At 62.4% G+C, this 24407-nt stretch carries 25 protein-coding genes; 15 read left to right on the plus strand and 10 right to left on the minus strand.

Annotation, left to right across the window (positions count from 1 at the left end; all coding sequences use genetic code 11):
- The first annotated feature begins 688 nt into the window (after positions 1 to 688).
- The 11 genes from ABLE38_RS14285 (at position 689) to ABLE38_RS14335 (ending at position 9967) form a co-directional block, all read left to right on the plus strand.
- Positions 689 to 1387, plus strand: coding sequence for a hypothetical protein (locus ABLE38_RS14285; protein WP_348974897.1), 699 nt, complete (start codon positions 689 to 691; stop codon positions 1385 to 1387).
- Between the two features lie 63 nt (positions 1388 to 1450).
- Positions 1451 to 1696: a hypothetical protein gene (locus tag ABLE38_RS14290; RefSeq protein WP_348974898.1), complete on the plus strand. Its 246-nt coding sequence runs from the start codon at positions 1451 to 1453 to the stop codon at positions 1694 to 1696.
- A 240-nt stretch (positions 1697 to 1936) separates the two neighbouring features.
- Positions 1937 to 2695, plus strand: a complete 759-nt coding sequence (locus ABLE38_RS14295; protein WP_348974899.1) for a hypothetical protein — start codon at positions 1937 to 1939, stop codon at positions 2693 to 2695.
- Positions 2692 to 3933 carry an HlyD family efflux transporter periplasmic adaptor subunit gene (locus ABLE38_RS14300; protein ID WP_348974900.1) on the plus strand — a complete coding sequence of 414 codons (1242 nt, stop codon included), beginning with the start codon at positions 2692 to 2694 and terminating at the stop codon, positions 3931 to 3933. The genes ABLE38_RS14295 and ABLE38_RS14300 overlap by 4 nt, the downstream gene beginning before the upstream one ends.
- Positions 3930 to 6062, plus strand: coding sequence for a peptidase domain-containing ABC transporter (locus tag ABLE38_RS14305; protein ID WP_348974901.1), 2133 nt, complete (start codon positions 3930 to 3932; stop codon positions 6060 to 6062). The genes ABLE38_RS14300 and ABLE38_RS14305 overlap by 4 nt, the downstream gene beginning before the upstream one ends.
- A 1-nt stretch (position 6063) precedes the next feature.
- Entirely contained in the window at positions 6064 to 6330 is a 267-nt protein-coding gene (locus tag ABLE38_RS14310; protein WP_348974902.1) for an acyl carrier protein, read from the plus strand.
- Positions 6327 to 7535 carry a beta-ketoacyl-[acyl-carrier-protein] synthase family protein gene (locus ABLE38_RS14315; RefSeq protein WP_348974903.1) on the plus strand — a complete coding sequence of 403 codons (1209 nt, stop codon included), beginning with the start codon at positions 6327 to 6329 and terminating at the stop codon, positions 7533 to 7535. Before ABLE38_RS14310 ends, ABLE38_RS14315 begins: the two co-directional genes overlap by 4 nt.
- Positions 7528 to 8067 carry a hypothetical protein gene (locus ABLE38_RS14320; protein WP_348974904.1) on the plus strand — a complete coding sequence of 180 codons (540 nt, stop codon included), beginning with the start codon at positions 7528 to 7530 and terminating at the stop codon, positions 8065 to 8067. Before ABLE38_RS14315 ends, ABLE38_RS14320 begins: the two co-directional genes overlap by 8 nt.
- Positions 8064 to 8585: a hypothetical protein gene (locus ABLE38_RS14325; protein WP_348974905.1), complete on the plus strand. Its 522-nt coding sequence runs from the start codon at positions 8064 to 8066 to the stop codon at positions 8583 to 8585. Before ABLE38_RS14320 ends, ABLE38_RS14325 begins: the two co-directional genes overlap by 4 nt.
- Before the next feature lie 12 nt (positions 8586 to 8597).
- Positions 8598 to 9173, plus strand: coding sequence for an outer membrane beta-barrel protein (locus ABLE38_RS14330; protein ID WP_348974906.1), 576 nt, complete (start codon positions 8598 to 8600; stop codon positions 9171 to 9173).
- 29 nt (positions 9174 to 9202) lie between these two features.
- On the plus strand, positions 9203 to 9967 hold the full coding sequence (locus ABLE38_RS14335; RefSeq protein ID WP_348974907.1) for an alpha/beta hydrolase: 765 nt from the start codon (positions 9203 to 9205) through the stop codon (positions 9965 to 9967).
- A gap of 198 nt (positions 9968 to 10165) precedes the next feature.
- Here ABLE38_RS14335 and ABLE38_RS14340 read toward each other — a convergent pair whose 3' ends face one another.
- Positions 10166 to 10408: a hypothetical protein gene (locus ABLE38_RS14340; protein ID WP_348974908.1), complete on the minus strand. Its 243-nt coding sequence runs from the start codon at positions 10406 to 10408 to the stop codon at positions 10166 to 10168.
- 466 nt (positions 10409 to 10874) lie between these two features.
- Complete coding sequence (locus ABLE38_RS14345; protein WP_348974909.1) at positions 10875 to 13100, minus strand: hypothetical protein; 2226 nt, start codon at positions 13098 to 13100, stop codon at positions 10875 to 10877.
- Positions 13101 to 13276: 176 nt separating this feature from the next.
- Here ABLE38_RS14345 and ABLE38_RS14350 point away from each other — a divergent pair, with 176 nt between their 5' ends.
- Together ABLE38_RS14350 and ABLE38_RS14355 are read left to right on the plus strand one after the other, a co-directional pair.
- A complete protein-coding gene (locus tag ABLE38_RS14350; RefSeq protein ID WP_348974910.1) occupies positions 13277 to 13486 on the plus strand; it encodes a hypothetical protein in 210 nt (69 codons plus the stop codon).
- 406 nt (positions 13487 to 13892) lie between these two features.
- Complete coding sequence (locus ABLE38_RS14355) at positions 13893 to 14069, plus strand: hypothetical protein (RefSeq protein ID WP_348974911.1); 177 nt, start codon at positions 13893 to 13895, stop codon at positions 14067 to 14069.
- A gap of 498 nt (positions 14070 to 14567) precedes the next feature.
- On the opposite strand, the gene ABLE38_RS14360 is transcribed toward ABLE38_RS14355, so the two are convergent.
- Positions 14568 to 15284 (minus strand): Crp/Fnr family transcriptional regulator, encoded by a 717-nt coding sequence (locus ABLE38_RS14360; RefSeq protein WP_348974912.1) that lies wholly within the window; start codon positions 15282 to 15284, stop codon positions 14568 to 14570.
- 244 nt (positions 15285 to 15528) lie between these two features.
- Here ABLE38_RS14360 and ABLE38_RS14365 point away from each other — a divergent pair, with 244 nt between their 5' ends.
- Positions 15529 to 15936 (plus strand): response regulator, encoded by a 408-nt coding sequence (locus ABLE38_RS14365; protein WP_348974913.1) that lies wholly within the window; start codon positions 15529 to 15531, stop codon positions 15934 to 15936.
- Here ABLE38_RS14365 and ABLE38_RS14370 read toward each other — a convergent pair.
- A complete protein-coding gene (locus ABLE38_RS14370) occupies positions 15933 to 16163 on the minus strand; it encodes a hypothetical protein (protein WP_348974914.1) in 231 nt (76 codons plus the stop codon). The two genes, ABLE38_RS14365 and ABLE38_RS14370, sit on opposite strands and share 4 nt — an antisense overlap.
- A gap of 763 nt (positions 16164 to 16926) precedes the next feature.
- On the opposite strand from ABLE38_RS14370, the gene ABLE38_RS14375 reads away from it, so the two are divergent.
- Positions 16927 to 17298: a DUF1508 domain-containing protein gene (locus ABLE38_RS14375; protein ID WP_348974915.1), complete on the plus strand. Its 372-nt coding sequence runs from the start codon at positions 16927 to 16929 to the stop codon at positions 17296 to 17298.
- A 59-nt stretch (positions 17299 to 17357) separates the two neighbouring features.
- On the opposite strand, the gene ABLE38_RS14380 is transcribed toward ABLE38_RS14375, so the two are convergent.
- The 6 genes from ABLE38_RS14380 to ABLE38_RS14405 form a co-directional block, all read right to left on the minus strand.
- Positions 17358 to 18116: a Crp/Fnr family transcriptional regulator gene (locus ABLE38_RS14380; RefSeq protein WP_348974916.1), complete on the minus strand. Its 759-nt coding sequence runs from the start codon at positions 18114 to 18116 to the stop codon at positions 17358 to 17360.
- Positions 18117 to 18318: 202 nt separating this feature from the next.
- A complete protein-coding gene (locus ABLE38_RS14385; RefSeq protein ID WP_348974917.1) occupies positions 18319 to 18537 on the minus strand; it encodes a hypothetical protein in 219 nt (72 codons plus the stop codon).
- Between the two features lie 344 nt (positions 18538 to 18881).
- Positions 18882 to 19133, minus strand: coding sequence for a hypothetical protein (locus ABLE38_RS14390; protein ID WP_348974918.1), 252 nt, complete (start codon positions 19131 to 19133; stop codon positions 18882 to 18884).
- Between the two features lie 254 nt (positions 19134 to 19387).
- The gene (gene groL / locus ABLE38_RS14395) at positions 19388 to 21013 is read right to left on the minus strand and encodes a chaperonin GroEL (RefSeq protein WP_348975221.1); all 1626 of its coding nucleotides are present in this window, start codon (positions 21011 to 21013) and stop codon (positions 19388 to 19390) included.
- A gap of 457 nt (positions 21014 to 21470) precedes the next feature.
- Positions 21471 to 22979 (minus strand): S41 family peptidase, encoded by a 1509-nt coding sequence (locus ABLE38_RS14400; RefSeq protein WP_348974919.1) that lies wholly within the window; start codon positions 22977 to 22979, stop codon positions 21471 to 21473.
- Positions 22980 to 23060: 81 nt separating this feature from the next.
- Positions 23061 to 24170 (minus strand): helix-turn-helix domain-containing protein, encoded by a 1110-nt coding sequence (locus ABLE38_RS14405; RefSeq protein ID WP_348974920.1) that lies wholly within the window; start codon positions 24168 to 24170, stop codon positions 23061 to 23063.
- Positions 24171 to 24407 lie beyond the last annotated feature (237 nt).

Here is a 24407-nt window from a genome sequence, read left to right on the forward strand (position 1 = left end):
TAGCGGGCCTTGAATAGGCCATTCAAAAACAACATGCCCAAGGTAAAGGCGCGGATATTCCTAGGGAAGCAGGGCGGGTAAAGTCATCAAGAGAAACCTTCAAGGCGGAAAGGTGCGACGTCGGCTCTCGAAACGGCTGCCTGCGCCGTCGCACGAAGGCGGGACTGGATAAGGGCGGGAGAAGCACGTGCTTCGGCGAAGAGTCCGAGGCTCCGCTTCGTGACGACCGTCTCGATCGGCCCGAGCCATTCTATCGCTTCGGCGACGCACGCATCGTCGCCGGTGATCAAAATCGTCGGGACGCCATATTGACCGGCAATGGTGCGCGTTGCGCGCGTTCGGGCAGGTCGCGCCCGTTGAGGATGAGGCTGGTGAATAGCTTACTGGTTCCTGCACCAAGGCAGTGCCGCGGATGACGGCAAACCGGGGAATCTCGATTGTCGTACGCCTCTCATGCAGCGTGACACTATCGACAACCGGATCGCGAAGATCAGGATCGCACTCGGCGCGCCCGTGACGTCGAGGAGTGTGACCATCGGCGTCGCTATTTAAATCCCGCCAATAAGACCATAATGGTTATATTGCGTAAGCGGCACGATCATTTAATATAAATATCTAAAGAGTCAAGTTGATTATGATCTGATAGTTGATCCATATCCCGCTTGACACAAAAAAAACTAGGTCTTTAATGCTGAAGTTATCCGAGGGGGGTAATTCGGTGTCAGATATTGATGTGGCGCGTGATATAACTCGCGTTGTTCGTTCTGCTGAGCGATTTACGAAGGGCTTGCAGCAGCTACAACTAAAACTCGATGAGCTTGTGCAACAATCTGCCGAGCAAATTGACAGTTCTAACATTATATTCAGCAACTCCGCCTCAGATAACTTGGGCGCATCTGAAGTTAGAATTGCCCTGTCCCGCTCAAAATCGCGGCCGACCTTCGGGGCGCCCGATCTTTTTGGAAACGCGCTTTGGAGCCTGATGCTCGAGCTCCTTCTGGCCGAAATGGACGGCGAGGCAGTCCCGGTCAGCAATGCGTGCATCAGCCTGGGCGGGCCGCAAAGCACGGCCATTCGCCTCCTGAACTGCATCGAGAAGCGCGGATTGGTGGTGAGTCATCCCGATCCCCGCGATGGCCGGCGCCGGCTCCTGCGCCTTGCGGAGTCGGTCAGGGCAAGGCTGATCGCCCACCTCGTGACCGAGCACTCCGGCGGCGCGGTGCGGTTCCGCGTCAACATGAAGCTGACCGAGATGCACGAAGATTCCGTGGAGAGCTCGCGCGAAGACGAAGTTCCCACATTGCATCTGGCAAGAATGGACGAGAAAGCTCCAGCATTGGATGCAGTCAATAACGACACAAATTCCGCATTCCGAAAAGTATCTTAAAATGAGAGGTAGTATTAGTCGAGTTGCAAATTGGTGCGCTCGACTAAGCAAAGGGGAAATACGATGCGTAATCTTTGCCTCGTTGAGCTCGAAATGATCGTCGGCGGCTATAGCCAGTTCGATGCCGGAGATTATTCGGGCGTCGCCACCGACAATGGCGATGGCAGCTACTCGCTCGTCGTGAGCGAGGCCGAGTATTCGGCCCAGGCCAGCGCCGCAGCCGACAATGGCTGGGGCGTCGAGGTTACCGGCGGCTGGACTCAGAACGGCGGCTTCTCCGTGGGCGTCAAGGCCTCGAAGAAGTGCTGATGTGATCGCGACGCCCCGGTTCGCCGGGGCGTCGCACTTTACAAGCGTGGTGTCATGGTGAGTTCAGTTCCGTTGCTGTCAGAGCCCGAACCCGATCGCCGCGGCGCCCATTCTCTGGCCGAGCGCGGTGTCCGCCTCCTGGCGCGCCTCCCGATGCGGCTACGCCGCAAGCTGCTCCGCTCGGCGTTCCGGCTCTCGCGGGCATCCGGGTTGCTTCGACCCTGCGGCAAGAGTGCATGGATGATGGCCAAGGCCTTGCATTTGCCGCGTGCGCAGGCGTGGAAGCTGGCCGGCGAGAATGGCTATCATGATCTGCTTTTCCAGATGGAATGGCTCGCGCTCGCCGATCGTTCGCTGCCTGGGCTGCTCGCCGATGCCGCGAACGTCCGGACCGAAGATGATGACGCGCTGCGCTGGATTTCGCGCCAGCGCGGCGCAGTTCTGGCGACGCTGCACATGGGTCCCTATTCGCTGGCGCTTGCCTGGCTGCTGCATCGGTACTTCCGCGACCGCGACGTCATCATCGTCAAGACCCGGACCACGGATGATGATGAGAGCCGGGCGATGAACCGCCTCGATCAGCTGGGCGTGCGCGTGGCGCTGATGGCACCGACAGAGCCCGCGGAGTTCCATGCGCTACTCAAGCGCGTCCGCATGGGCGCTATCCTGATCGCGCTGATTGACCTGCCCGAAAGCTATGGCCGTGCGGTGGACATCAACTTGCTCTGGACGCCGGCGCGCATCGCAGCGGGCGCCGTCGACGTCGCAGCACTCTGTCAGGTCCCGTTGCTGCTGTTCCGGACCGAGGCTCGGAGCACAGGCGACCAGGTCACCGTGGCGGACCTGCTCGAAGTGCCTTCACGCCAAGCAGAGCGTGATCACGCGACCGGGAAGATCGCATCCTTCATTACCGACTCTGTGCGCGGTTGCCCCGAGCAATGGCATATGTGGCAGCGCTTCGACGAGTTCGTCACCGCGCCGCAGCGGTGCGCGGCATGACCGCCATCCTTACCAAGCCGCGGCGCGTGGCGGACATGGATTCGAAAGTGCTGCTGGCGCAGCCGGTATTCGATCATGTTCTGAGCGTATTCTTCGGCACGCTGCTCGTCGTGGGTGGTATCTTCTGCTGGGCCACGCAATATTCGAAGCAGGAGACCGTATCCGGCGAAATCGCCGCGGTCTCGGGCTTCTCGGCGATCGTCGCCGATCAGGGAGCGATCGTCTCGCAACTTCGAGTTGCCTCCGGCACGCGTGTCCACAAGGGGCAGGTGCTGGCGGTGCTCAGCCTGCCGCCAGTGATCAGCGGCGATGGCGACACCATCGCGCAGAGCATCCAGCGGATGCGCGAGTCGATCGCGAACATCGACAATCAGCTCGCCGAATATGCGCGGACTAGCGAGGAGGCCCGCCAGCAGATCGCAGAGGTCGAGGCGAGCGCCCAGGCATCGCTCGTCTCGGCGCGCAATCGTGGCAGCGCTACCAAGGCGCGCCAGCAGATGGCCGAGCGACGCCTGCGCGGCTATGAGCAACTCGCCGGCAAGGGCTTCATTACCGACATGGCGGTGGACCAGGCGCGCGGCGTGGTCATGCAGTTGAACCAGGAGGCCTCGGACACCGAGCTGACCTTGCAGGAGGTGCGGCGCTCGCGTGCCGATCGCGTGACCGGGATCCAGAACCGCATCGCCGAGATCCGCCAGGCGATGCTCAACCTCAGTACGCAGCGGCTGCAGACCGAGAACCAGCTGCACGCCCAGACCTCGTTGCAGACGCGCGAGATTGTCGCTCCCGCCGATGGCGTCGTGTCGGCAGTCTCGGTGCGGCCCGGCGAGCGCATCGAGGCCGGCGCGCGCATCCTCGCCATTGGCCAGCCCTCGGCACGGCTCACCGCCATCCTCACCGTACCGTCCAAGGCGATCGGCATGATCGATGTGGGTCAGCGCGTCGTGCTGAAATACGACGCCTTTCCGTATCAGAGCTTCGGCGTGCGCTACGGCAAGGTCGTCCGGGTCGAGCAGGCGTCGATCGACACTGGCGCGCAGAAGGCGGACGATGCCAAGCAGATCGAGCGCAACTTCATCGTCGAAGTGGCGCCCGCCGAGGACGCGGTCGAGGTCTATGGACGTCGGCGCGCGCTCAAGGTCGGGATGACGCTGACCGCCGACATCGAGGTCGAGCGGCGCAATCTGCTGCAATGGTTCCTGGAACCGCTCGTCGCGCTCAGGGGACGCATGGGATGAACCTGTTCGAATCCGGGCGGCGGACGCTGCCCATGATCCTGCAAGAGGCGAATGGCGAGTGCGGGATCGCCTGCATGGCGATGATCGCGCACTGGCACGGCCACCGGCTCGACTTGACCTATCTGCGCAGCCAGTACCGTACGACGCGGCGCGGCCTCAGCCTTTCCGACCTTGCGAATGTCGCCGACCAGCTGCGGTTCGACGTGCGGGGGCTCCGCATCGACGATCTTGCCGATCTCGCCCATGTCCGCACGCCTGCGATCCTCCACTGGGACAGCAATCATTTCGTCGTGCTGAAGTCGGTTCGGCGCGGCCGCGCCGTCATCCACAATCCCGCGATGGGCGTGCGCACCTATGACATGGCCGAGTTCGCCGAGCATTTCAGCGGTATCGCCCTCGAAGTCTCGCCGGGCGGCGCGTTCGAGACGATCGTGCGCGCCAGAAAATACACGCTGTCGCGTATCTTCGACCTCACCCACGGCCTGAAAGCCTCGCTCATCCAAGTGATCGTTGTCGCCACTGCGGGTGCCGTCATCGCGATGCTGATGCCGATGATCGTCCAGGTTGCTCTCGATTCGGTGCTGCCGCGCAATGATCTCGACTTGCTATGGGTGCTCGCGGTCGGCCTGATGCTGGTCTCGCTCAGCACCGCGGTCGCGACATGGATCCAGAAGCGCGTCATCGCCAATGCCGGAAGCGCGTTCTTCGCGCAGCTGACGCGTAACGCCGTGGGCCATATCTTCCGATTGCCGCTGCGCTATTTCGAGGGACGCCATCCGGGCGATATCGCCACGCGGCTCGATTCGATCGATTCGGTGCGCAACGTCGTCACAAAGTCCTTCTCCGCGGCGGCGGTGGACCTGATCATGATCCTGCTGAGTGGCGCGATCATGTTCCTCTACGCGCCCGGGCTGGCCGCGCTGGTGAGCGCGATCTTCCTGATGGTGATCGCGATCCGGCTCACGCTCTATCCCTATATGCGCCGCCAGGGCGCGCTCGCGCTCAAGGCGAAGTCGGACGAGCGCTCGCGCCTGATCGACAATCTTCGCGCGGTCGCCGCGATCAAGACCGGCAATGCGACGATCGTCACCACCAACCGCTGGTACGACAGCCTGGTGCGGCACGTGAATGCCAGCTTCCGCATCCAGATCACGGAAGCCAATGCCGTGCTGCTGGTCGAGCTGGTCACGGCGCTGGGCATGGCGGTGACGCTCTATTACGGCGTCGCCGCGGTCCTGCTCCAGCAGATGACGGTCGGCATGCTCTACGCTTTCTTCACCTACCGCACGATCTTCTTCGACCGGATCGACAATCTGGTCACGACGATGACCGAGGTGTCGCTGCTCGGCGCGAACATGACGCGGCTGTCCGATTTCCTGGAGGAAGAGCCCGAGCCGAGCGACCAGCCGATCGAGCGCCATATACGCGACGCGGTGACACTGCGCGGGGTGACCTATCGCGCCGGATTCGCCGACGCGCCAATCCTGTCCGACATCGATTTCGAACTTGGCGCGAAGCAGGGCAACGCGATCGCGATCATGGGTCCCTCGGGATCGGGCAAGACCACGCTGCTCAAGATCCTGGCCGGACTCTACACGCCGAGCGAAGGCGTGATGGAGGTGGACGGGGTCGGGCTCGCCGCCTGGGGTCTCAAGGCCTATCGCGAAAATGTCGGCCTGGTGCTCGGCGCGGACAAGCTGGTGCGCGGCTCGATCCTTGAGAACATCACCGGATTCGAGGAAAACCCCGACCGCGGCCGTGCGCTTTCAGCATTGCGCGTGGCCTGTCTCGAGGACGTGGTCGAGGCGTTGCCGCGCGGGCTCGACACCGTGGTGAGCGAGGAGAATGGCACGCTCTCCAGCGGGCAGCGCCGCCGCCTGATGCTGGCGCGCGCGCTCTATGGCGATCCGCCCCTGCTGCTGCTCGATGAAGTCACCTCGAACCTGGATGTGGAAACCGCCACGCGGATGATCCGGGCGCTGGCCGAGCATCCCTCCACCAAGGTGATCACTTCGCACGATCCGCAGGTCCTGGAGATTTGCGACACTGTCTACCGCATGGAAGCGGGGCGCCTGACGCGCGACGCCGCCTACGAGCAGTTTTCAATCCACGAGCGGAAAGGTCTCTGAGATGAACGAAGACATTGAAGCCGATGTGATTTCACTGGTCCGCGAGGCGGCCCGGGTCGGCGATGTTCCGATCGATCTCGACACCAGCCTTGAGCAGCTGGGAATCGAATCGCTCGACATGGTCGAGTTGCTCTTCGCGATCGAGGACCGTTTCGGCATCGACGTGCCGTACAACGCCAATGCGGTCGGCGAATCCGGACTCTCCAAGGTGCGCGACGTCGTGACGGCGATCCGGCAGCTCGTCTCGCAGCGGACTGCCCAGGCATGAGACGGGTCGCGATCACCGGGATCGGCGCGCTGACCGCCGGGGGCACCGATGCGGAGCGCAGCTGGCAGGCGATACGCGACGCACACCGGCCCTTCGGCGCGCCTTCGCGCCTGGGCGACAAGACGACGGGCGTCAGCCGGGTCGCGGAACTGCAGGGCTATGATCCCGAAGCCTATTTCGACCGGCGCCGGCTGAGCGCGCTCGACCCCGCCGCGCAATATGCGATCATCGCCGGGCGCGAGGCACTGGCCCAGTCGGGCATCGATTTCGCGGACTATGATCCGGATCGCACGATGTGCGTCATCGGCAGTGGCGCTGCGGGCGAGTCGACGCACGACATGAGCTCCGAGCGAATCTATCGTCACGGTGCCGACCGGCTTCATCCGCTCACGGTGCCGCGGCTGATGGCCAGCGCGCCGGCCAGCCAGCTGGCGATCGAATTCGGAATCCGCGGCGGCGTGTTCCTGATCGCGTCGGCCTGCGCATCGGCCGCCCACGCGATCGGGCAGGCGTATCAGGCGATCCGTTACGGGATGGCCGATGTGGCGATGACCGGCGGTACCGAGGCAAGCCTGACCTTTGGCTGCCTCAAGGGCTGGGAAGCGCTGCACGTGCTTTCCGACGATCTGTGCCGGCCCTTTTCCTTTGGACGGCGCGGGCTGATGCTCGGCGAAGGTGCGGCGATCCTGATCCTGGAGGAGATGGAGGCGGCCAAGCGCCGCGGCGCCGACATTCTGGGCGAACTGCGTGGGTTCGGGATGAGCTCGGACGCCGGCTCGCTGACCTCGCCCGATCCCGCCGGCATGGCGCGGGCGATGCGCCTGGCGCTTGCCGATGCAGGTACCGACGCGGACGCGGTCGATCATTTGAACGCGCATGGCACCGGCACCAATATGAACGACGCTAGCGAATGCCTCGCGCTGCACCAGGTGTTCGGCGATCGCGCCGCGCGCATCCCGGTCACCGCCACCAAGTCGGTGCTCGGCCATTGCCTCGGCGCCTCGGGCGCGATCGAGCTGGTGATGACGGTGAAGTCGCTCGGCGCGCAGACACTGGCGCCGACGGCGAACTTCGTCGAGGCCGATCCCGAATGCCCGATCGACTGCATCCCCAATGTCGCCCGCGACGCCAAGGTGCGCACGATCGTCTCCAATTCCTTCGCCTTTGGAGGGCTCAACGCCTCATTGGTGGTCGGGCATGCCTGAGCGGGTGGACAGCTTCCTGGCCGCGTGCATGACGGTGAACCCGGCCGCGCGGGACGCCGGCCTGCCGCCGTTCATGGCGCCGCTCGGGCGCGAGACCCCGCTCGACAGTTCGCCCTATGTCTACGACATCGCGCGCTTCGCCGATGCCTTTGCCGGCTCGGAGCAGCGGCGCACGCTGCTGTCCGCGCTGCTGACGCGGATTGCGGCGCTCGAGCGGGCCGGGATTCGGGTCGATCTGCTGCTCGTCGGCGGCAGCTTCCTGCGCCTCGGCCAGGAGCCGCGCGATATCGACGCGTTGGGCGTGTACACGCTGACTTGCGATCCGGAGGCGGGCGCGACGGCATTGTCGCAGGCAATGGAGCGGGGCGACACGGCGGATCTCCATCTCTGCCCCGCGGACGCGCATCCCGCGGTGCTGATCAAGCGCGCAATCTACTTCTCCAACACCTTCGCCTACGACAAGGGAACGGGGGCGCTCGATCGCGGCATCGTGATGGTGGTGCCGCGCCGCAGCCCCGTGGCGGCGGCATGATGGCGGGCGTTTCGATCGCCGAGCAGGCGATGCGGCGTGGCGAGGCGCTGGCGGTGCTCGGCCGGGCGCTGCTTTCGCCGGCGCACGCACCTGCGCTCTTCGAGAGCAGCCCGCATGTGGTGAGCGCGCCCTGGCTGTCCGAGCATCTCGGATGGTCGCCGGGGCGACGCGTCCTGCTCGAGCGCTTCACGGCCAGGATCGAGGCGATGCGGGCCCAGCGCGTGATGCCCTTGTGCGCGCTTGTCGGCGGCAGTTTCGTCGGGACGGGCGATGCGCCCAACGATCTGGACGCCCTCGTCATATACCGGACCGATGCCGCGCCGGACGTGATCGCCGCAGTGTTGCGCACGAAGATCGAAGGACTCGACCTGCGCTACGTTCCCGAAGACGCGGATCCGATCCTGCTCATCAAGATGACATGCTTCTTCCATACGCTCTATCAAGGCATCGACAACGGCGCCTGTCGCGGAAGCATGCTGACATTATTCCACGATTCGATTTTGGCGGGAGCGGACTAGATGCGTTTTTCGATGACGATTCTTGCGGTCGCAGCCGCATGGATGCCGGCGGCGGCGATGGCCCAGGCGGAGGCGCCGTTCACCGGCACCTATGTGGGGGGCGAGGCGGGCGCGCTCGAGCATCATATCTATCTGGAGACGCAGAGCGGCGGCACCACCACGGGGCGTTATCACCGCGCTTGGGGCGTTGGCGGCGGCTTGTTCGTCGGCCATGACGTCGTGGTCTCAGAGCATTTCCGCATCGGCGGCGAGGCGGGTCTGACTACCGGCGGCGGCGACAATGTCGTGCCGTTCGCGGGCGGCGCCGAGCTGCGGCTGGAGCCGCGCTACGGCTATCGCGTCTCGCTGCATGGCGGCGTGGTGCTCGGCTCGTCGCTCTTCGTCTATGCCAGCGGCGGCTATGGCGGCAACAACTACCGGATCCGCAACACTGCCGGCGTCGCCGATGTGCACGAATGGGGGAGCAGCTTCGTGGTCGGTGCGGGCGCCGAATACCGGATCTCGCCGCGGCTCGGGATCCGCATCGACTACAAGCATGTCGACAATCAGAGCCATCAGTTCTTTGTCGGCGTGCCGGTCCGCTTCTGATGCGGCACGGGAAGACAGTCCTCGCCCTGTTGCTGCTCGGGCTGTCGATCGGCCTGGCGCCGAGTTGTGCCGGGCAGATCGACAGCCGCATCTTCCGGCCGGATCCGATGCCGCGAGAAGTGAATTGGGCCGGTCCGGCGCCGGTGGAGGTCACCACCACCACGACCGACGGCGTGCATCTCAAGGGCTATTGGTGGGCGCCCACGCGCGCGGGCGCGCCGGTGCTGGTGTTCTTCCACGGCCAGAGCGGCAACCGCTTCGAGTCCGCGAAAATGGCGGCCGCGCTGGTGACCGATGGCCAGGGCGTGCTGGTTGCCTCCTACCGGGGCTATGGCGACAATCCCGGCAAGCCGTCGGAGGCTGGGCTCTATGCCGATGGCGACGCGTTCGTGCGGCTTGCGGGAACGCTCGCGCCAGGCGCGCGGCTCTATGTATGCGGCTTTTCGCTCGGCAGCGCGGTTGCCCTGCGCGCGGGCATTGCGCCCGGCGTGCGCGGGATCGTGACGATCGGTGCCTTTACGCGCATAGCCGATCTCGCGCCGCCCCTGGCACGTGCGTTTGTCGGAAACCGCTTCGACAATCTCGCTGCGATCGCGCAGGTCGAGAAGCCGGTGCTCCTGATCCACGGCACGGCGGACGAGGTCGTGCCCTTTGCCCATGCGGAGCGCTTGCGCGCGGCTGCTCGGCGGGCGCGCTTGCTCAGATTGCCCGGCGCCCCCCACAGGCTGGATTTCGCCCAGCTCGCGCCGATGCTCTGGAGCAATCTGGCGCAGATGCCCGCGCCGCTCGACTAGGCGTCTAGCGCATTCCGGGTCCGGTCTGACGGAAAGCGTCGGGCGCCCGAAGCGCCGTGCTGACGTGCGAAATGGCAGACCATCGTGTTGCTCTATGGGAAAATGCCGATGTCATCGCGGCGAGTGCGCTCAGCCTAAGATTGATCGGTTATCTTCCGAGAGCTCGGTCAGTTTCCGTCGGCGAAGCAGATCGGTCTATCAATAGCCGGGAATCTTGTGGTCATAGTCCGAGGGCAGTTCGCACAAGCCGCGCATCGGATTAAAGAGATAGGTGGGCGCGCAGGGGTGGTGTGCGGGCTTCGGATAGGCCTGCACGATGCACAGGCTTCGGAACGCATCACTCAACATCACGCCGCAGTGTAAATTTAAGTGCAGAATAAAAACGGGGATGAAGCAAGGTGCGAATAAATCATTATTTTTCAAAGAGTTATGGCAGGCCATTATGTACGATATTCGAACTTGTCTATGGGAAGATGCGGACGAGATCGCCGCAAGCGTGCTTAGCCTCCGTTTGATTGGCTACTTGCCGAAGGCGTCAGAGCAAGACTGCCATCGACAGCAATAGGCCTATCTCAACGCCTTTCTGGTAGTGATTTTGGGACCCCCGCAAATCGTGCAGACATCGCTGAGTCGTTCAAAGTGGTCGCTCCCGACCAGCTCGCGCGCAGCCTGGTTTACTTGGGATTTCCAAGAAAGGCTCAGCTTCTCGGAGATGCACTCGTCGCAGATCGGGGCCGGCGCCAGCCTCTCGATCAGGCTTCGGACGCGCTCCAAAATCGTGGGTGTTCCCTGCATTTCTCCCCCTATGAAGGGGATCCGACGCACGAGCAACGGACGCTCCGGAATGGACACACAGAACCCGGAACCTGCGACGTCGCCGACCCGAGGAGCGTGACGTCGTCTGGTTTCAGCTCCAGGTCAGAATCAGGCGGCCGTTCGCCGGCACGCGATAGTCGATGCGGTCGGCGGAGCTGGAGTGTGGGCGTAAGGCATCTCCGCCCACCGTGACGAGCCTGACGCTCGGGAGCTTGCGGCGCTTCCGACGTACGAGACTAAACCCGGCCGTGCAGGTCTCGCCGCCATCCAAGGTCAGGGTCAGAGCATTGTCGCCCGTGCGTTCGCGCGCGCGAACGAAATGATCGCAGTGGACAAGGAAGGGCGCACCTTCGACCTGGTGAAAGGCACGCGTCGCGAAGACCATCGCCGCGCCCGCCCCATAGACCTCCTGGCCCACCTGGCCGGCAAGTTGCCCGTCGGGATAGAGATCCTCCAGCGGGAAGGAGAGCTTGCGATCGACATGCCCATTGGTCTCGCGCTGCTTCGGCGATATCGCCTCGGGCGGCAGTGCGTCGGGATAATAGTACCAGGCGCGATCAAGCGCATATTTGCAATATTCAGCGATCAGCATGCGCGCGGCCGGCTCAAGGTCTGGGCCGCTATCGTCGAGATATTTCTCGAAGGCCGTGTAGGCATCGAAGCATTCGTAGATCGCCATGTACGGCGCATCTTGCAGGCATGTCGCGCCAAGGAAGTTACGGTAGTGGACGGCGAGCTCGAGCTCGCTCTCCCAGATTTCGCAATTGTGGAAGAAGCTGGCGAGATAGACGTAGCTCTGCTCCAGATACACATCTTGCGAGGTGATCCGCCACAATCGCATGCACGCTGCGGCGCCCCACGCGGTCAGGTTCGCCTGATAGTTGATGCTGAATCGTAGCCCCACCGCGGCGTCGATCGCCGCACGCGCCTCGTCGAGGAAGCGCTTCTCGTCAGTGAGCTCGAATGCCTGGAGCATCACCCAGGCATAGACTCCGCCGACATCCGTCTGGCCGCGGCCATCCGCCCCGGCGGTCTCGGTGATCACCGAGAAATCAGTGACGTTATACTGGACCGGCCATTTGTACTCGAAGTGCTGGGCTGCCTTAATTCCATAGTCGATCGATTTCACGAACAGTGCGCGCGCCTCGCCGTCGCCATCCAAGGCGAGGCGTCCCAGGTTCAGCATCGGATGATAGAGGTACCAGCTGTCCACGGCATTCGCGTCCTTGTCGTCGCCGACATTGGGCAAATAGCGCCGCATCGCCTTGAGCTTCGGATCGTAGAATTTGCCCAGGCCAGCCTTAAATTCCGCTTCGAGCGGATGGAGTTCTCCCTGCCACTTGCTCCAGTCGTGAATCGCCGCAACGATCGACATCTGAACCATGCTGTCGGGATATTCGGCCGCGGTATAGGGATGAATGTAGCGGTGCCCATAGTGACGGATGGTCGCTTCGGGGGCTTCGTCCAAATCGCGTAGCGTACGCTCGGCCCGGTCGATCCAGTCGCGGAAGTCGGTGCGCGGCAAGTCGATCATCCTGTAGGCGACGCCGAGCATCTGGAGGAATTGCCGGGCTGATTCACGTTCCCCGGAATCGGTTTGGTGCCGGAAGACCAGGATCGCGTCGGAGAGAGTGACTTCGGCTCCGGCAGGCAGCGGCTCGGTTGGCGGGGTGCCGCTCTGTGTTGGCGTCGGCGGCAGATAGCCGAGTTCGGGCCAAACGCCGCCCACAGCGCCGTCCGGACTAGTTTTCGTTGCGCTATAGAACGGATTCATCGCGGTGAGGTTCTGGAAGTAGAGGACGTTGCCGAACGCAGGCTCATCGAGGCGGAAATAGAGCAAGCCCGAATTGAGTCCGCGTTGCCCGGCTTCGACCGTGCCGGACGAACCTAGGGGATCGTCATTCGCGTCGAGCGGATACAGGTCGCGCGGCAGGAACGGTACAAGCAGGGATTCCGAAGGAGTGAGCGTCACCGTGAGGCGCAGGTGCTCGAGTGCGTCTTCGCCGAGGCGGACAACGATGAGATGCTCCCCGAGCACGCTCGTCACCCGAATCCGAACGGCCTCGCCCGCTTCCGGTTTCAGCTTGGTCACCTCGAACTCGTCTGCGAGATAGGCGGCACGTAACGCGAGACCGCCGCGCCCCTGACGTCGGATCACGGCCCAGACGGAATCGCGGCTGCGGACCATTTCAACGTCCAGCGCGCCGACCGCGCAATCCGCAATTTTCTTGGTCGCACCTTCGGCAAGCGCCCGGCGTAGCGCCAGGACGAATGGAGTGGCGCTCGATGTTTTCGATTTGAGCGCGGTCGTTGCCATGTCTTCTCCGCTGATCTGGGTAGAATTCAGGCACGCAAACAGGCCATCCCGATCCCCGGTTCCGGCACCACGTCCGTTCCTTGACCCAGGTTATGAAGATTCCCTCGGTCCCAACTTACGGTCGGAACGACGCCTTCGGCCGGAGGTTGGTGTGGGCAACGACATGGAGACGGAACATGGCCGACAAGCAGCCGATGCAATCTGATGGCGGCGCAGGCAAGCGCGCGCCAGACGGTGTCGAAGATCCCGCATCGAATGGTGAGAGCAAGGGCGGCGCCTATCCCAATCCGCATACGGACGGCGACGGCGGCCACTTCGGCGGCGGCCAGAGCCACAAGGATTATGAAGGGCCTAAAAATCCGAACGCCACCACCGGCTCAGCTTAGGCCACAGACTCATAAAAGCGGCCTATCCGCTCACGCCCCAATTGCAGTCGGTCGCCCGAAGGCTGCTTCGCGCCCCAATAGCGGTTGTTCGGTTGGTCCAACCGCAGGCCCGAAAGCTGCCGTTCGCCGGCAGCGGCATCTACACCGACTGAGTGGTTAAGCGGTCATCCCGCCAGCAACTCGTTGCAGGATACCTGAGCCATTCTCGAAGACGAGCATCCGCGCACAGTGCGGGCAACGGTAAGTGGTGAACTGCCGGAGTCATCCCATACAGGGCCCGCGCGCCAGTTTCGCTTGAGAATGTCGGAAAATGGCAACCTCGAAGACGGCATGTGGCCATTTGGGCGGCGCTTGATCGACGAACCGAGAGCCAATATCATGATGCAATCAAGAGCTTCGGGGGCACATGGAGCTGGAGATGCAACGAGAAACGGACTTGGCATATTTCGCGCGCCGGGCGACCGAAGAACGCGAAAAGGCGGAGAATGCCAAGGATCCCGCCGGCTATCGAATGCACATGGATTTTGCACGGGAATATGAGCGCAAGGTCCAATCCTTGCAGTCCCGGGTTATCGACGCATAGCCAGGCACTCTGACTTGTGATGTCATCGCTTCGGCCGGTTTTAGCGACCGGTACCTTGCCTGGCGAATGATCGGTGTCCGCTCTGCGACTTGTTGCCCTGGTCCATGTCCCGCAAGAGGAACGAATCCGCTGCCTGCACGTCCTTGCTTCATCACCGAGACTACAGATGGCTGCGGTGACTGAGAGACTGCGCGCTCCCGCCCAAATAAAGGGAAGCGCATGTGCCCAAATACTATTTTTACGCCCGGGACAGCGCGCCTCACCGAGACGGAACTTCCCTACCCGACCTAGCCGCTGCCAAGTGCCTTGCGGCGCAGCTCATCGGTAATTCGATTATTGATGCTGCCCCAAGTTTCTGGGCCACGGGGGAGTTGAGCATGACGGTAACTGATGAAGCCGGACTTATACTCTTCACACTCCAAATCATGGGCATCGAATCACCCGCAATTAGGGGGTGATCTTCTGAAGCCAGCGAAGAACTGATACCGTTTTTCGGTCTCAACCCAGCAGATCGGACCCCCGGTCGAGGTGCAGATAGCGAACATCGAAATCGCCTATTCGAGCCAGTTGGTCGAAGTCCAGAATCCGTATCGCCCTCTTGGTGCGTTCGATCAGGCCTTCCTGTCCAAAGATCTTGAGCATCCGATTTACGTGGATGCTGGTGAGCGCGAGCGCATCCGCCAATTGTTCCTGTGTCATCGGCAGTTCGAAATCACGCTTCTCGCCGAGGCCCGCAACCGCGAGCCGAACGCCGAACTCGCAAATGAGGTGCGCCGCGCGGGCACGGGCGTCGCGCCGACCGAGATTGAGCGTCCATTCCCGGAAAATCGCTGCGTCGACGAGCGTCTCGTACCACATGGCCTGGCCGACCTGGGGATAGTCCGCTGCGATCTTGCGAATCGCGTCTGCCGGAATGAGCGCGACTTCGACCTCGGTCAGGGTTTCCACATTATGGTCGGCGCGGCGAAGGATCGAGTTGTGAAGATCGACCACGTCTCCCTTCATATGGATCGAGAATATCTGGCGCCCACCGTTCCCCGCGATCTTGTGCCGGACCGCAAATCCCGAAAGCAATAGGCAGGAATTGGTCGGCCGGTCGTCCTCGCGTACCAAATATTCCTGGGCGCGCAGCGTTCGCACGACGTGGGGAAGCGCAAGCACAGCTGCCTGGTCGCGCGCATCTAGTGGAAGCCAGAGCTGCAACTTATCGATCATCGGTGTTAAAACAGCAGCCAAGACACGCTCCGTTTCTCTGACGGGAGCGCTTCGCATCTCTCAGCCATCGGCGGCCAGAAATCGGGCCGATGATACCTTACCTTAGTTTATAACCCGACGCCTGTCTCTGTATTATTAACCCATGCAACTAATCTAGGTTTGGTTAGTTGTCTGACCCATCGCCGGCTCATCGATGGGCGCCTGCGGCTGGGAGTCTCCGCACTCTCGCTCACAGGGAGGCGACATGCTCAACGGATTGCCCATCCTCATCGTCGAAGACGAGCCGCTCATCGCAATGAATTTGGCAAGCGCGGTCGCCGAGCTCGACGGGAAAATCGTCGGTCCGGTCGATACGGTGGCGGCAGCTTTTGAACTGCTCGCATCGGAAACGATCGCCGCAGCCATATTGGACGCGAACCTGCTGGATCGCGACGTCACGCCGCTGGCGACGTCTCTAGCGGAGCGATCCGTCCCGTTCGTGATCTTTACCGGAACCGGGCTGCCGCCCGCTCTGGCGGCGACACATCCGGACCTTCCGGTCATCATTAAGCCGGCGCGATCGACAGCGGTCCTCGCTGCCCTACTTCAACGGGTATCGCCAGATCGCTTGGCACTTGAGGCGCGATGTTCGGATCCCGGAGCGGGTGTCTAGCAACTCGTCCAGTCTGCCTCGGCGTCGTCCACCGCGTCGAACATGTCCCCCTCGGCCATCACTTCGCGCAAGCGCGCCCTGACCTGTTCGGGGGTGCCCGCCTTTGGAAACTTCGGATCGTTCTTTGCGGAGGCAGCCAGTTCGCCAACATAACCGGTGCGATTGCTTTGCTGCAGGAGCCACTCACCAAAGGGCATGTTGCCTTGGTTGTGCGGCGCGTCATCCATGATCGATGGCCCCTGAGCCGATCGAAGGCGACGAAGTTTTCCCGATCCCAAGAGCAAAAAGGCCGAACGCCGCGAGCGGCGGCCTATCCAAAACAGCCGCAACAGGGGAATCTATGACCTCATGCCCCGGTTTGAGCTCGAGGCGAATGGCATCGTCATGAGGCACCGGGATGGCGACCGCGACGGCACGCGCTGGGCAATCAATGATCTGAGGCAACATGGCGAATTCCCTCTCCGATGAGCGGGAGCGCAAGCGTCTCTCAGCCGCCCTTGCTCGAACATCGGGGCGATGCGCATCAGATAGGATGTGTGCGACTGGAAAGCGAGGAACCAATCTCGCCGGAGCGATCAATCGACTGGTGGTTTCAAGCCGAAAGTATCTCGTCCAACACATATTGGCTGTTTCGGCACCTGAGGGTCCGGCACTATAATGATCCGGTCGAACAGCCGTTTGCGGCGAGCGCCTTCGGAGCGATCTCTGGCATCGCGCTCCAAACCAGCGGCGATGCTGGCGGCCTTTCCGCGGGTTAGAAAGGCAAACATCTCTTTGGCTCCAATATCCTACCGCTACGCCTGACCTATTAACAAAAAGCGCGAAGCCGCTCGTCCCGCGTATATTCTAGGGGTTCGTCCGAGATCGGTGAGGATGGTCAAAGACCACAAATGCGCATATACTCGCACAATCGTCGCCAGGCCCGCTTCGCAAGCGCGCGACGCCCGAGAGAAATGTGGTTTACTCCCGCTTGCAGCCGGGAGAAATCATGTGCTGACGATATTAACGAATCCCAATTTCGACTTGTCACAGCCCGTGGGTGCTGGGCTGTCTTTAGACACGCCCGATGTCCTTTTGCAGCTCGTCCGGCCAGTGGATGATACATTGCCGCTATCGGAACTGATAACGGCACAGCCTGACGTATGGCCGGACCGGGAGCCGTATTTCGAGATCTATTACGCCGAGCGCATCAGCCTTACCTCGATCCTGTTCTCCGGCGGAGACTGGCGTTGGCGGTTCTGTTCGGCGACCGGCGAGGCGATCGCATCCAGTCTCGGCTATCGTTCCAAACAAACCTGCGAAGCGGCGGTGACTGCGCTTCGGAAAGGCGCGGGCAGCGCATCGATACGCAGCACGCCGTAGCGGCCGACCTGGGCCGGCCGGTCAGACTGTCGAGGTACCGGTCCACTGAAAGCTCGGGGTCAGGCGGCCTCGGAAAGACGACCAGATGGTTCGCCGAGCAGCAAGAAGCCGTCGTCAAAGTCCCCGACTGAGACTAGCTGATCCCAGTCATGGATCGTGACGATCCCCGCGCGCATTGTCGCTATGGAGCGCGTTCTTAGCTCCCGCAGCGTCCGGTTGACATGAACGGCCGTCAGGCCTGTCGCGTCCCCTAGATCGCCTTGGGTGGCGGGAAGCGGAAACGAGAGTCGGTCGCCCTGACCCGCTCGTTGAGACCTGATCGCCATTTCGCAGAGCAGGTGCGCCAGTCGAGAAAGGGCGTCTCTTCGGCCAACATTTACGACCCATTCCGAGAAGATTGATCCGTCCGCGACGCAATCGCGCCAGAAGGCCTCGGCAAGGCCCGAATGCTTTGCCGCGACGCGACGCAGGCTGGCATGCGACAGACACAGAACTGTCGAATGAGTCAGCGCCGCCAACCCCCATCCTGCCTTTGGACTTACCACCGACGGGAGGTCGGCCATGTCGCCCGGGATATAGAGACAGGTTGTCTGTCGCTCCCCATCCTTGTTCTGGCCGAAGCGGCCAACAAGGCCATCGACGATGAGGCACGAATGCTGGACGTGCTCGCCCAGCCGCACGAAGTCGATATGGGCGGCAACGCGCCTCAATTGGCCCTGCAAACCAAGGACCGCTTTCTTCTCGTCTTCGGTAAGGATCGAGCGTGAAGAGAGGCGATCGACGAAGAGCTGAAGGGCCGTGTCCTGCGATTGAACCATAAATCCGCTCCTGCCAAAGGCGGGAGCGCATAGGTCTCACAGTCACCAGCGCCTCGAAGGTCGTTGCCGGTAATGGATTTCTATTAGCACGATTCGGCGAGCTGCCCTAATTGGCATTGCACCATGCGGCGCGGCGCTTGGCACTTAACTCCGATCTTCGCTTCAATCCCCGCCCGCATGAGGACAGCCCGCTGCAGTCATCTCAATCGGGCTTGTCGCCGATCAGCGAGGCCGACGACGAAACGCCGTCCATGAAGATTTCCCACAGGATTAACCCGGAAGAGTCCGTGACGCTTACGTTCCATGGCCTGCTTCCCCAAAAGTCTTCAGGCGCTTCTTGCATCATTTGCCCGCAGGTTTGGATCGCCTGTCGGCGTGCTTCAATCGGTCCGGCCAGCTCCATACCCTCGTGATCGGTCACTCGGGTGTCGGTCTGGGTATGGAAGTAAAACCGAGGCACGGCCGCTCCTGTAGGTGGGAGCTACGCCACTTTGTTGCTCGCAGGAATGAGCGCTTGATGAGCCTCGTCGTTCCATTGACGCTGGGGGGCTGCGAAATATTCTCTTCGTCGCGGCCGGTAACTTTTTGACGTTTCAAGCCGGGGTCCGGGACCTAGGTGAGATATGCGCTTCACATCCTGTCTCCGCGAGCGCAAAGCATCTCTAAGTCGCGGCGCTCGAGGCATTGCTAAGATAAGAGCGATATGGTGTTGCCGAGGCGGATTGGTGCGCCGCATACCACGATTTCCAGTGGCGGATAACGAACCTAGGCGGGCGCCAAGGACCCGCCTTCGCCTTCCCACCTGTTGAGCGCTACATCGCGACGCTGGCGTTGTTCCCGCAGTTGGGCTCGTTCGGCATCCGTTTGAAAGCGGTTGTGGGGGTAACTGCTCTTCACGAGAAGCTTCCCAAATTCCAATGCGAACGCGCGATGCGCCGCACGTGCCGAGCGCGATGGCGAACGCGTGGCCTTCGACAGGGACTCCTGTTCGCGGCTAAGTAGGTAGTTGATGTCCATAACAAAGCTCCTTTGAGCGGGAGCGTCAGGCCCTCACGCGCATCGCTCAACGGGCGCATGATATATTCTCCTACCACACCGCTGCCCCAAGCACTTGGAAATTCGCGCCACTGCTTGCCCAAGCGGGGGCCGAACAAGGTCCTGGCTCCGTCACGAAGGGAGAAGTGCTCAGGACGAGGCGATAGGATCGAGCGGACCGCCAAGTGCGGCTTTTCTGCGATACGGGGCCTGCCCGACTGGGCGCAATGCGTGGGTCAAAAGCCGCCCGCAGGCGCCATGTTCGGCGAGGCCGGCGAGTCGTCTGAAAAATCGACGATCGCGGCTTCCGTGGTGAGCACCAGGCCAGCCACGGATGCTGCGTCCTGAAGCGCCGACCGGACCACCAAAGTGGGATCGATCACGCCCGCTGTGACCAGATTCTCATAGACTTCGGTCTGGGCGTTGAACCCCATATCTGCGTCGTTTCCGTCGAGCAGCCGGCCGGCCACCACCGCTCCGTCGTGCCCGGCATTCTCGACGATCTGGCGCAGCGGTGCGGATAGCGCCTGGCGGACGATATCAATTCCCCGCGTCTGGTCGTCGCTGGCACCGGCCATCCCATCTAGCGTGCGCGACGCATAGAGCAGCGCAGTGCCACCGCCGGGGACCACGCCTTCTTCTACGGCGGCGCGCGTCGCGTGGAGCGCGTCGTCGACGCGGTCCTTGCGCTCGATCATCTCGACTTCGCTCGCGGCACCGACGCGGATGATGGCGACCCCGCCTGCGAGCTTGGCGAGCCGTTCCTGGAGCTTTTCCTGATCATAGTCGCTGCCCGCGAGCTCGAGCTGCTGCTTGATCGCGTCTACCCGACTTGCGATCACCTCGGCATCACCCGCGCCATCGATGATGGTGGTATCGTTTCTGTCGATCGTCACGCGCCGCGCGGTGCCAAGTCTGTCGAGCGTGACACTTTCAAGTGTCATGCCGAGATCAGGCGAAACCACCGTGCTGCCGGTCAGGATCGCCATGTCCTCCAGCATGGCTCTGCGGCGGTCCCCGAAGCCCGGCGCCTTGACTGCCGCGACCTTGAGTCCGCCACGCAGTTGATTGACGACCAAGGTCGCGAGCGCCGCACCCTCGACGTCCTCCGCGACGATCAGCAATGGCCTGCCCGCTTGCGCCACCGCTTCCAGCAGCGGTAGCAGCGCCTGGAGCTCGGCCAGTTTCTGCTCATGGATCAGGATGTAGGGATCCTGAAGCTCGACGATCATCTTCGCCTGGTCGGTGATGAAATAGGGCGAGAGATAACCGCGGTCGAACTGCATGCCATCGACGATCTCGAGCTCGAATTCCACGCCGCGCGCATCCTCGACCGAGATCACGCCCACCTTGCCTACCTTGGCCATCGCCGCCGCGATCATGTTGCCGATCTCCTCGTCGCCATTTGCGGAGACGATACCGACCTGCGCGATCTCGTCGTTGCTCGACACTGGCCGCGATCGCGCCTTCAGCGCCTCCACGACGGCCAGGACCGCAAAGTCGATGCCCCGCTTGAGATCGATTGGACTGACGCCCGCGGAGACCGACTTCATCCCCTCCCGGACGATAGCCTGGGCGAGCACGGTGGCCGTGGTGGTGCCGTCACCGGCATGATCGTGCGTCTTCGAGGCGACGGCGCGGAGCAATTGTGCGCCGAGATTCTCGAATTTGTCCCGAAGCGCGATTTCCTTCGCGACCGTGACGCCATCCTTGGTGATCCGAGGCGCGCCATAGCTCTTGTCGAGCAGGACATTGCGCCCTTTGGGGCCGAGCGTGACTTTGACTGCGTCGGCAAGGATGTCGATCCCGCGAACGATGCTCTCCCGCGCAGCACGCGAGAATCTGAGGTCTTTGGCTGGCATGGGGTGGGGCCGTTTCGATTGCTGGGCCACGACAAAGGCGTCGTTTTCACAACCGGAGCCAGCGCTACCATTTGCGAAGTGGCACTCGGGAAGCGCGAGCGCCAGCATGTTTGATGTGGGGTTATGCGAAGTCTTTCGCAAGGCGGCGAGCGGGGGGCTGCGATGATCATGCGCCTGGCGGTTTCGATCCGAAGGTCTCGCGGATTCTTGCTGACGCTCGGCGGCCGCAGCTACCCGCTCAACCGCTTCGATCCAAGGTCGTCTCGGGGCCTCTGCGGTCCCAGCTCAAATGTCAGCTTTCTTCCTCTGCCTTCTGAAAGCTGCCGGACCGCAAGCGGACCAAGAGCCGCTGGGCAGCTTTCGAAGAAACCTGCCGGTCGGGAATGCGCTCAGGTTGCAGCCATTTGGTGGTCACCGCATCGTTCTCAAAAGCGGCCGAATTTCCATCCCGAAGGCGCTACGAACCATCGCGACCAACGGCAGCGCGCATGGCAACCGACATCGTCCGATCAAGTCCGGCGGCGATGTCGAAGGGCGTCTCCTCAACTACTATGTCGGGAACGATCCCGGCATCGGGCTGCGCGCCGGGCGGAAAATAGCCGATCAACGGAATATCGACCTCGATGCCCGATGCCGGCAGCCGCAGGAACAGGAAGGCACCGCCATTGATACCGCGACGATTTCCACCGGTCGTTTGCCCTATAAGCGTCGCGAGCCGTCCCGATTTGACGACCTGGGCGAAACCAAAGGTCGCCGAGCTGTTGCTCGCATCCGTCAGCACGACCACCTTACCACCAAATCGCTTTCCCGCCGGACGAATGGTCATTCCTCCGTTTGCATCATCGTCGCTTGTCGCCAGATCGTAGAATCCGTCGCCCCGCGGCCCCGTGGCGCGTCCGCCCCAGTCGTAGAATTGCTTGTTCCAGGTATCGACATGCGGCCTGATATCATCGGGTACGCGGCGGGCCCGCACCCGTCGCGCATTCACCACGGGCGCGATCTCGCGTTCGATGAGCCGCGCAAGAATCGGATTGCCGCAATCGAGCCCGCCTTCGTTGCCGCGCAAGTCGATGATCAAGCCGCGGGTGCCATCGGTCGCAATTTCGTCGAGCCGCGCTTCGAGCCAGGCGCGCCAATCCCAGCTTCCGTTGTAGACACTCCAGGATGGCATGGTCAGGCATGCGATGCCGTCCGGCTTGCGATCGAGCGACCAGAGCGCAGCATCCTTGGGTTTCGTGTCGATGGGCGGTACTGCCGCAAGCCGCTCCGCAGGCGTCATGAGAGCCAGGTCGATACGACGCGGAGGCCGACCCGGCCTCGTGGCGAAAACCGCGACCTTGCCGCGTGACACCAACTGCGGCCACAGCATCGGCATGTAGATGTCGAAGGCCTGGAAGCGATCGATGCCTTCGACGGCCAAAATCCGTCTACGCTTGGCGTCGTTATGACCGTCGGCCCGCGCGAACGGCATCAGGCTCGACAATAGCCGCTTTGCTTCTATCCGTTCGATCGAATGGATTTCCGTGCCTGGCTCCAGTCCCGCGCCGGATAAGTCACGGGTCACGATCATCCGCTCGCCGATCCAGCGGAAAAGGAACGGCAGACGGCTGCGTCCGTCGAACAGTGCCGCAGTGATTGCGTCTGTCTGATTGTAGAAATTAGGATAACTATGGCCGCAGCGCACAGCGGCGGTGATCCGCGCGAAGGCGAGATAGGTATCGCTCAGGCTGCGCGGAGCCGACAGGCTATTGTGTAGCGCAGCGAAGCGCGCGTCCATTTGCGCCGGGCTGTTGTATCGATACAGCCCTGGATGCAGCGCGCCATAAGCACGTGCGAGAAGCGCGGCATCTTCGCCGAGATTGGCGACTTGCGTGGATGCAAGCGCGGAAGGGCTGGCTATTGCAGCGGCACCGACGGCGGCGCCGGCTGCTTGGAGAAACGACCGGCGCGAGGTGTTGGAGTGCATGTCTTTGCGTCCCTGGTGATATCCAAGCCCAAGTCCACCTATTGGACGACGCGCTCGCCTCAGATTCCGAAGCGCAAGAAGCTATTTCGGATTTGAGGCGTGTGCCCGTCGATATGCCGACGGCGACAATCCAAAGCGCGCGCGAAAACTGCGGTTGAAGCTTGCTTTGGATCCGAACCCCGCGTCGAGGGCGAGGCGAAGCAGATCGATTTCGCTTCCCGAGCGTAGCGTTGCCGCGACATCGTCGCAGCGAAGCCCCGCGATGAACGTCGAGAAACTCACCCCAAGGCCTTCGTTGAGCGCGCGCGACAGGTATGCGGTATTGGTGCCGAGCATCCGTGCCAGCGCAGCGAGTGAGAGTTCCGGATCACGCTGCCAGTTGGCATCGCGAACCTGCGACGCCCATGCCGCTCCTTGTGCTCTCCAGTCACGGGAGGGGGCTGGGGGCTCGTCATTCGAGGGGACCGGAATTGGGGCGAGCCGCAAATCGGCGTGCCGCCACCCTTCGATCGCGAGATAGCAACCGATCGCGGCGATCGCGAGATAGCGCCCAATGACGCCGAAATAGTCGAGCGGTGCGATGAAAGCATTCCACGCGGCGTACGCCAAAGAGATCGTCAGCAGGAGCAGCAATGCCACGACCGCACGGCTCAACCAGCGTGCACTCAGCCGGTCGTCATCGCTGCGCTGCTGTGCCAGTGCGATGCGATAAAGGCGCAGAATCCGCAGGCTGGCGATGCTATAGCCCGCCAGGCTTGCGATCAGCGCAAGCATCAGTATGGGCGCCAGCACGGGCGTGGCAATGGCGTCCCAATGGTTCTTGACGGACAGGGGCAGCGGGAAAATCACTGCCTGATAGCCGAATTGCGCCAGCGCGGGCGCGAGGTGCAACGCGAGCCGCGGCGGCGTCGCCGCGAACGCGACGCTATAGGCATAGCTATAGAGCAGCGGCCCGATCGCGAGCGGCACCGCGAAAGGTGCAAATGACAGCCAGGGAAAGCGATCGTAGAAGCCGGCAAAGCCGATCGCGAAAGGCAGGATAACGCCAACCAGGACGATCAGCAGGCACGAGAGGATGCGGTTCGCAGTTCGGTTCGCGAGCGGCTGCCACAGCGCCGCAGCCAAGACCAGCATCTCGATACTGGCGAACAGCAATAGCGCCGTGCGCCATCCAAATGTCAGCAATGCCATCGGCTATGCTTAGCGCCGGGTGCCATTCGAAATGGAGTGATTTCTGCGCAAAGCGCAGGCGAGGCGAATGACAACTTATTGAAGTTCAGTCACTGAAACCTGCCGGTCCGTTTGCGGCCCACTTTCCGGCGTTCAACTCGGCACAGCGGGCCGACCGCAAACCACCCAATGTCAACCATTCAACTCTTGCGCCCAAAGCGGTCTTTATGGGTTCACGACCTAAGTAACGGACATGAA

The organism is Sphingomonas sp. KR3-1 (genome assembly GCF_040049295.1).
Lineage (GTDB): Bacteria > Pseudomonadota > Alphaproteobacteria > Sphingomonadales > Sphingomonadaceae > Sphingomonas.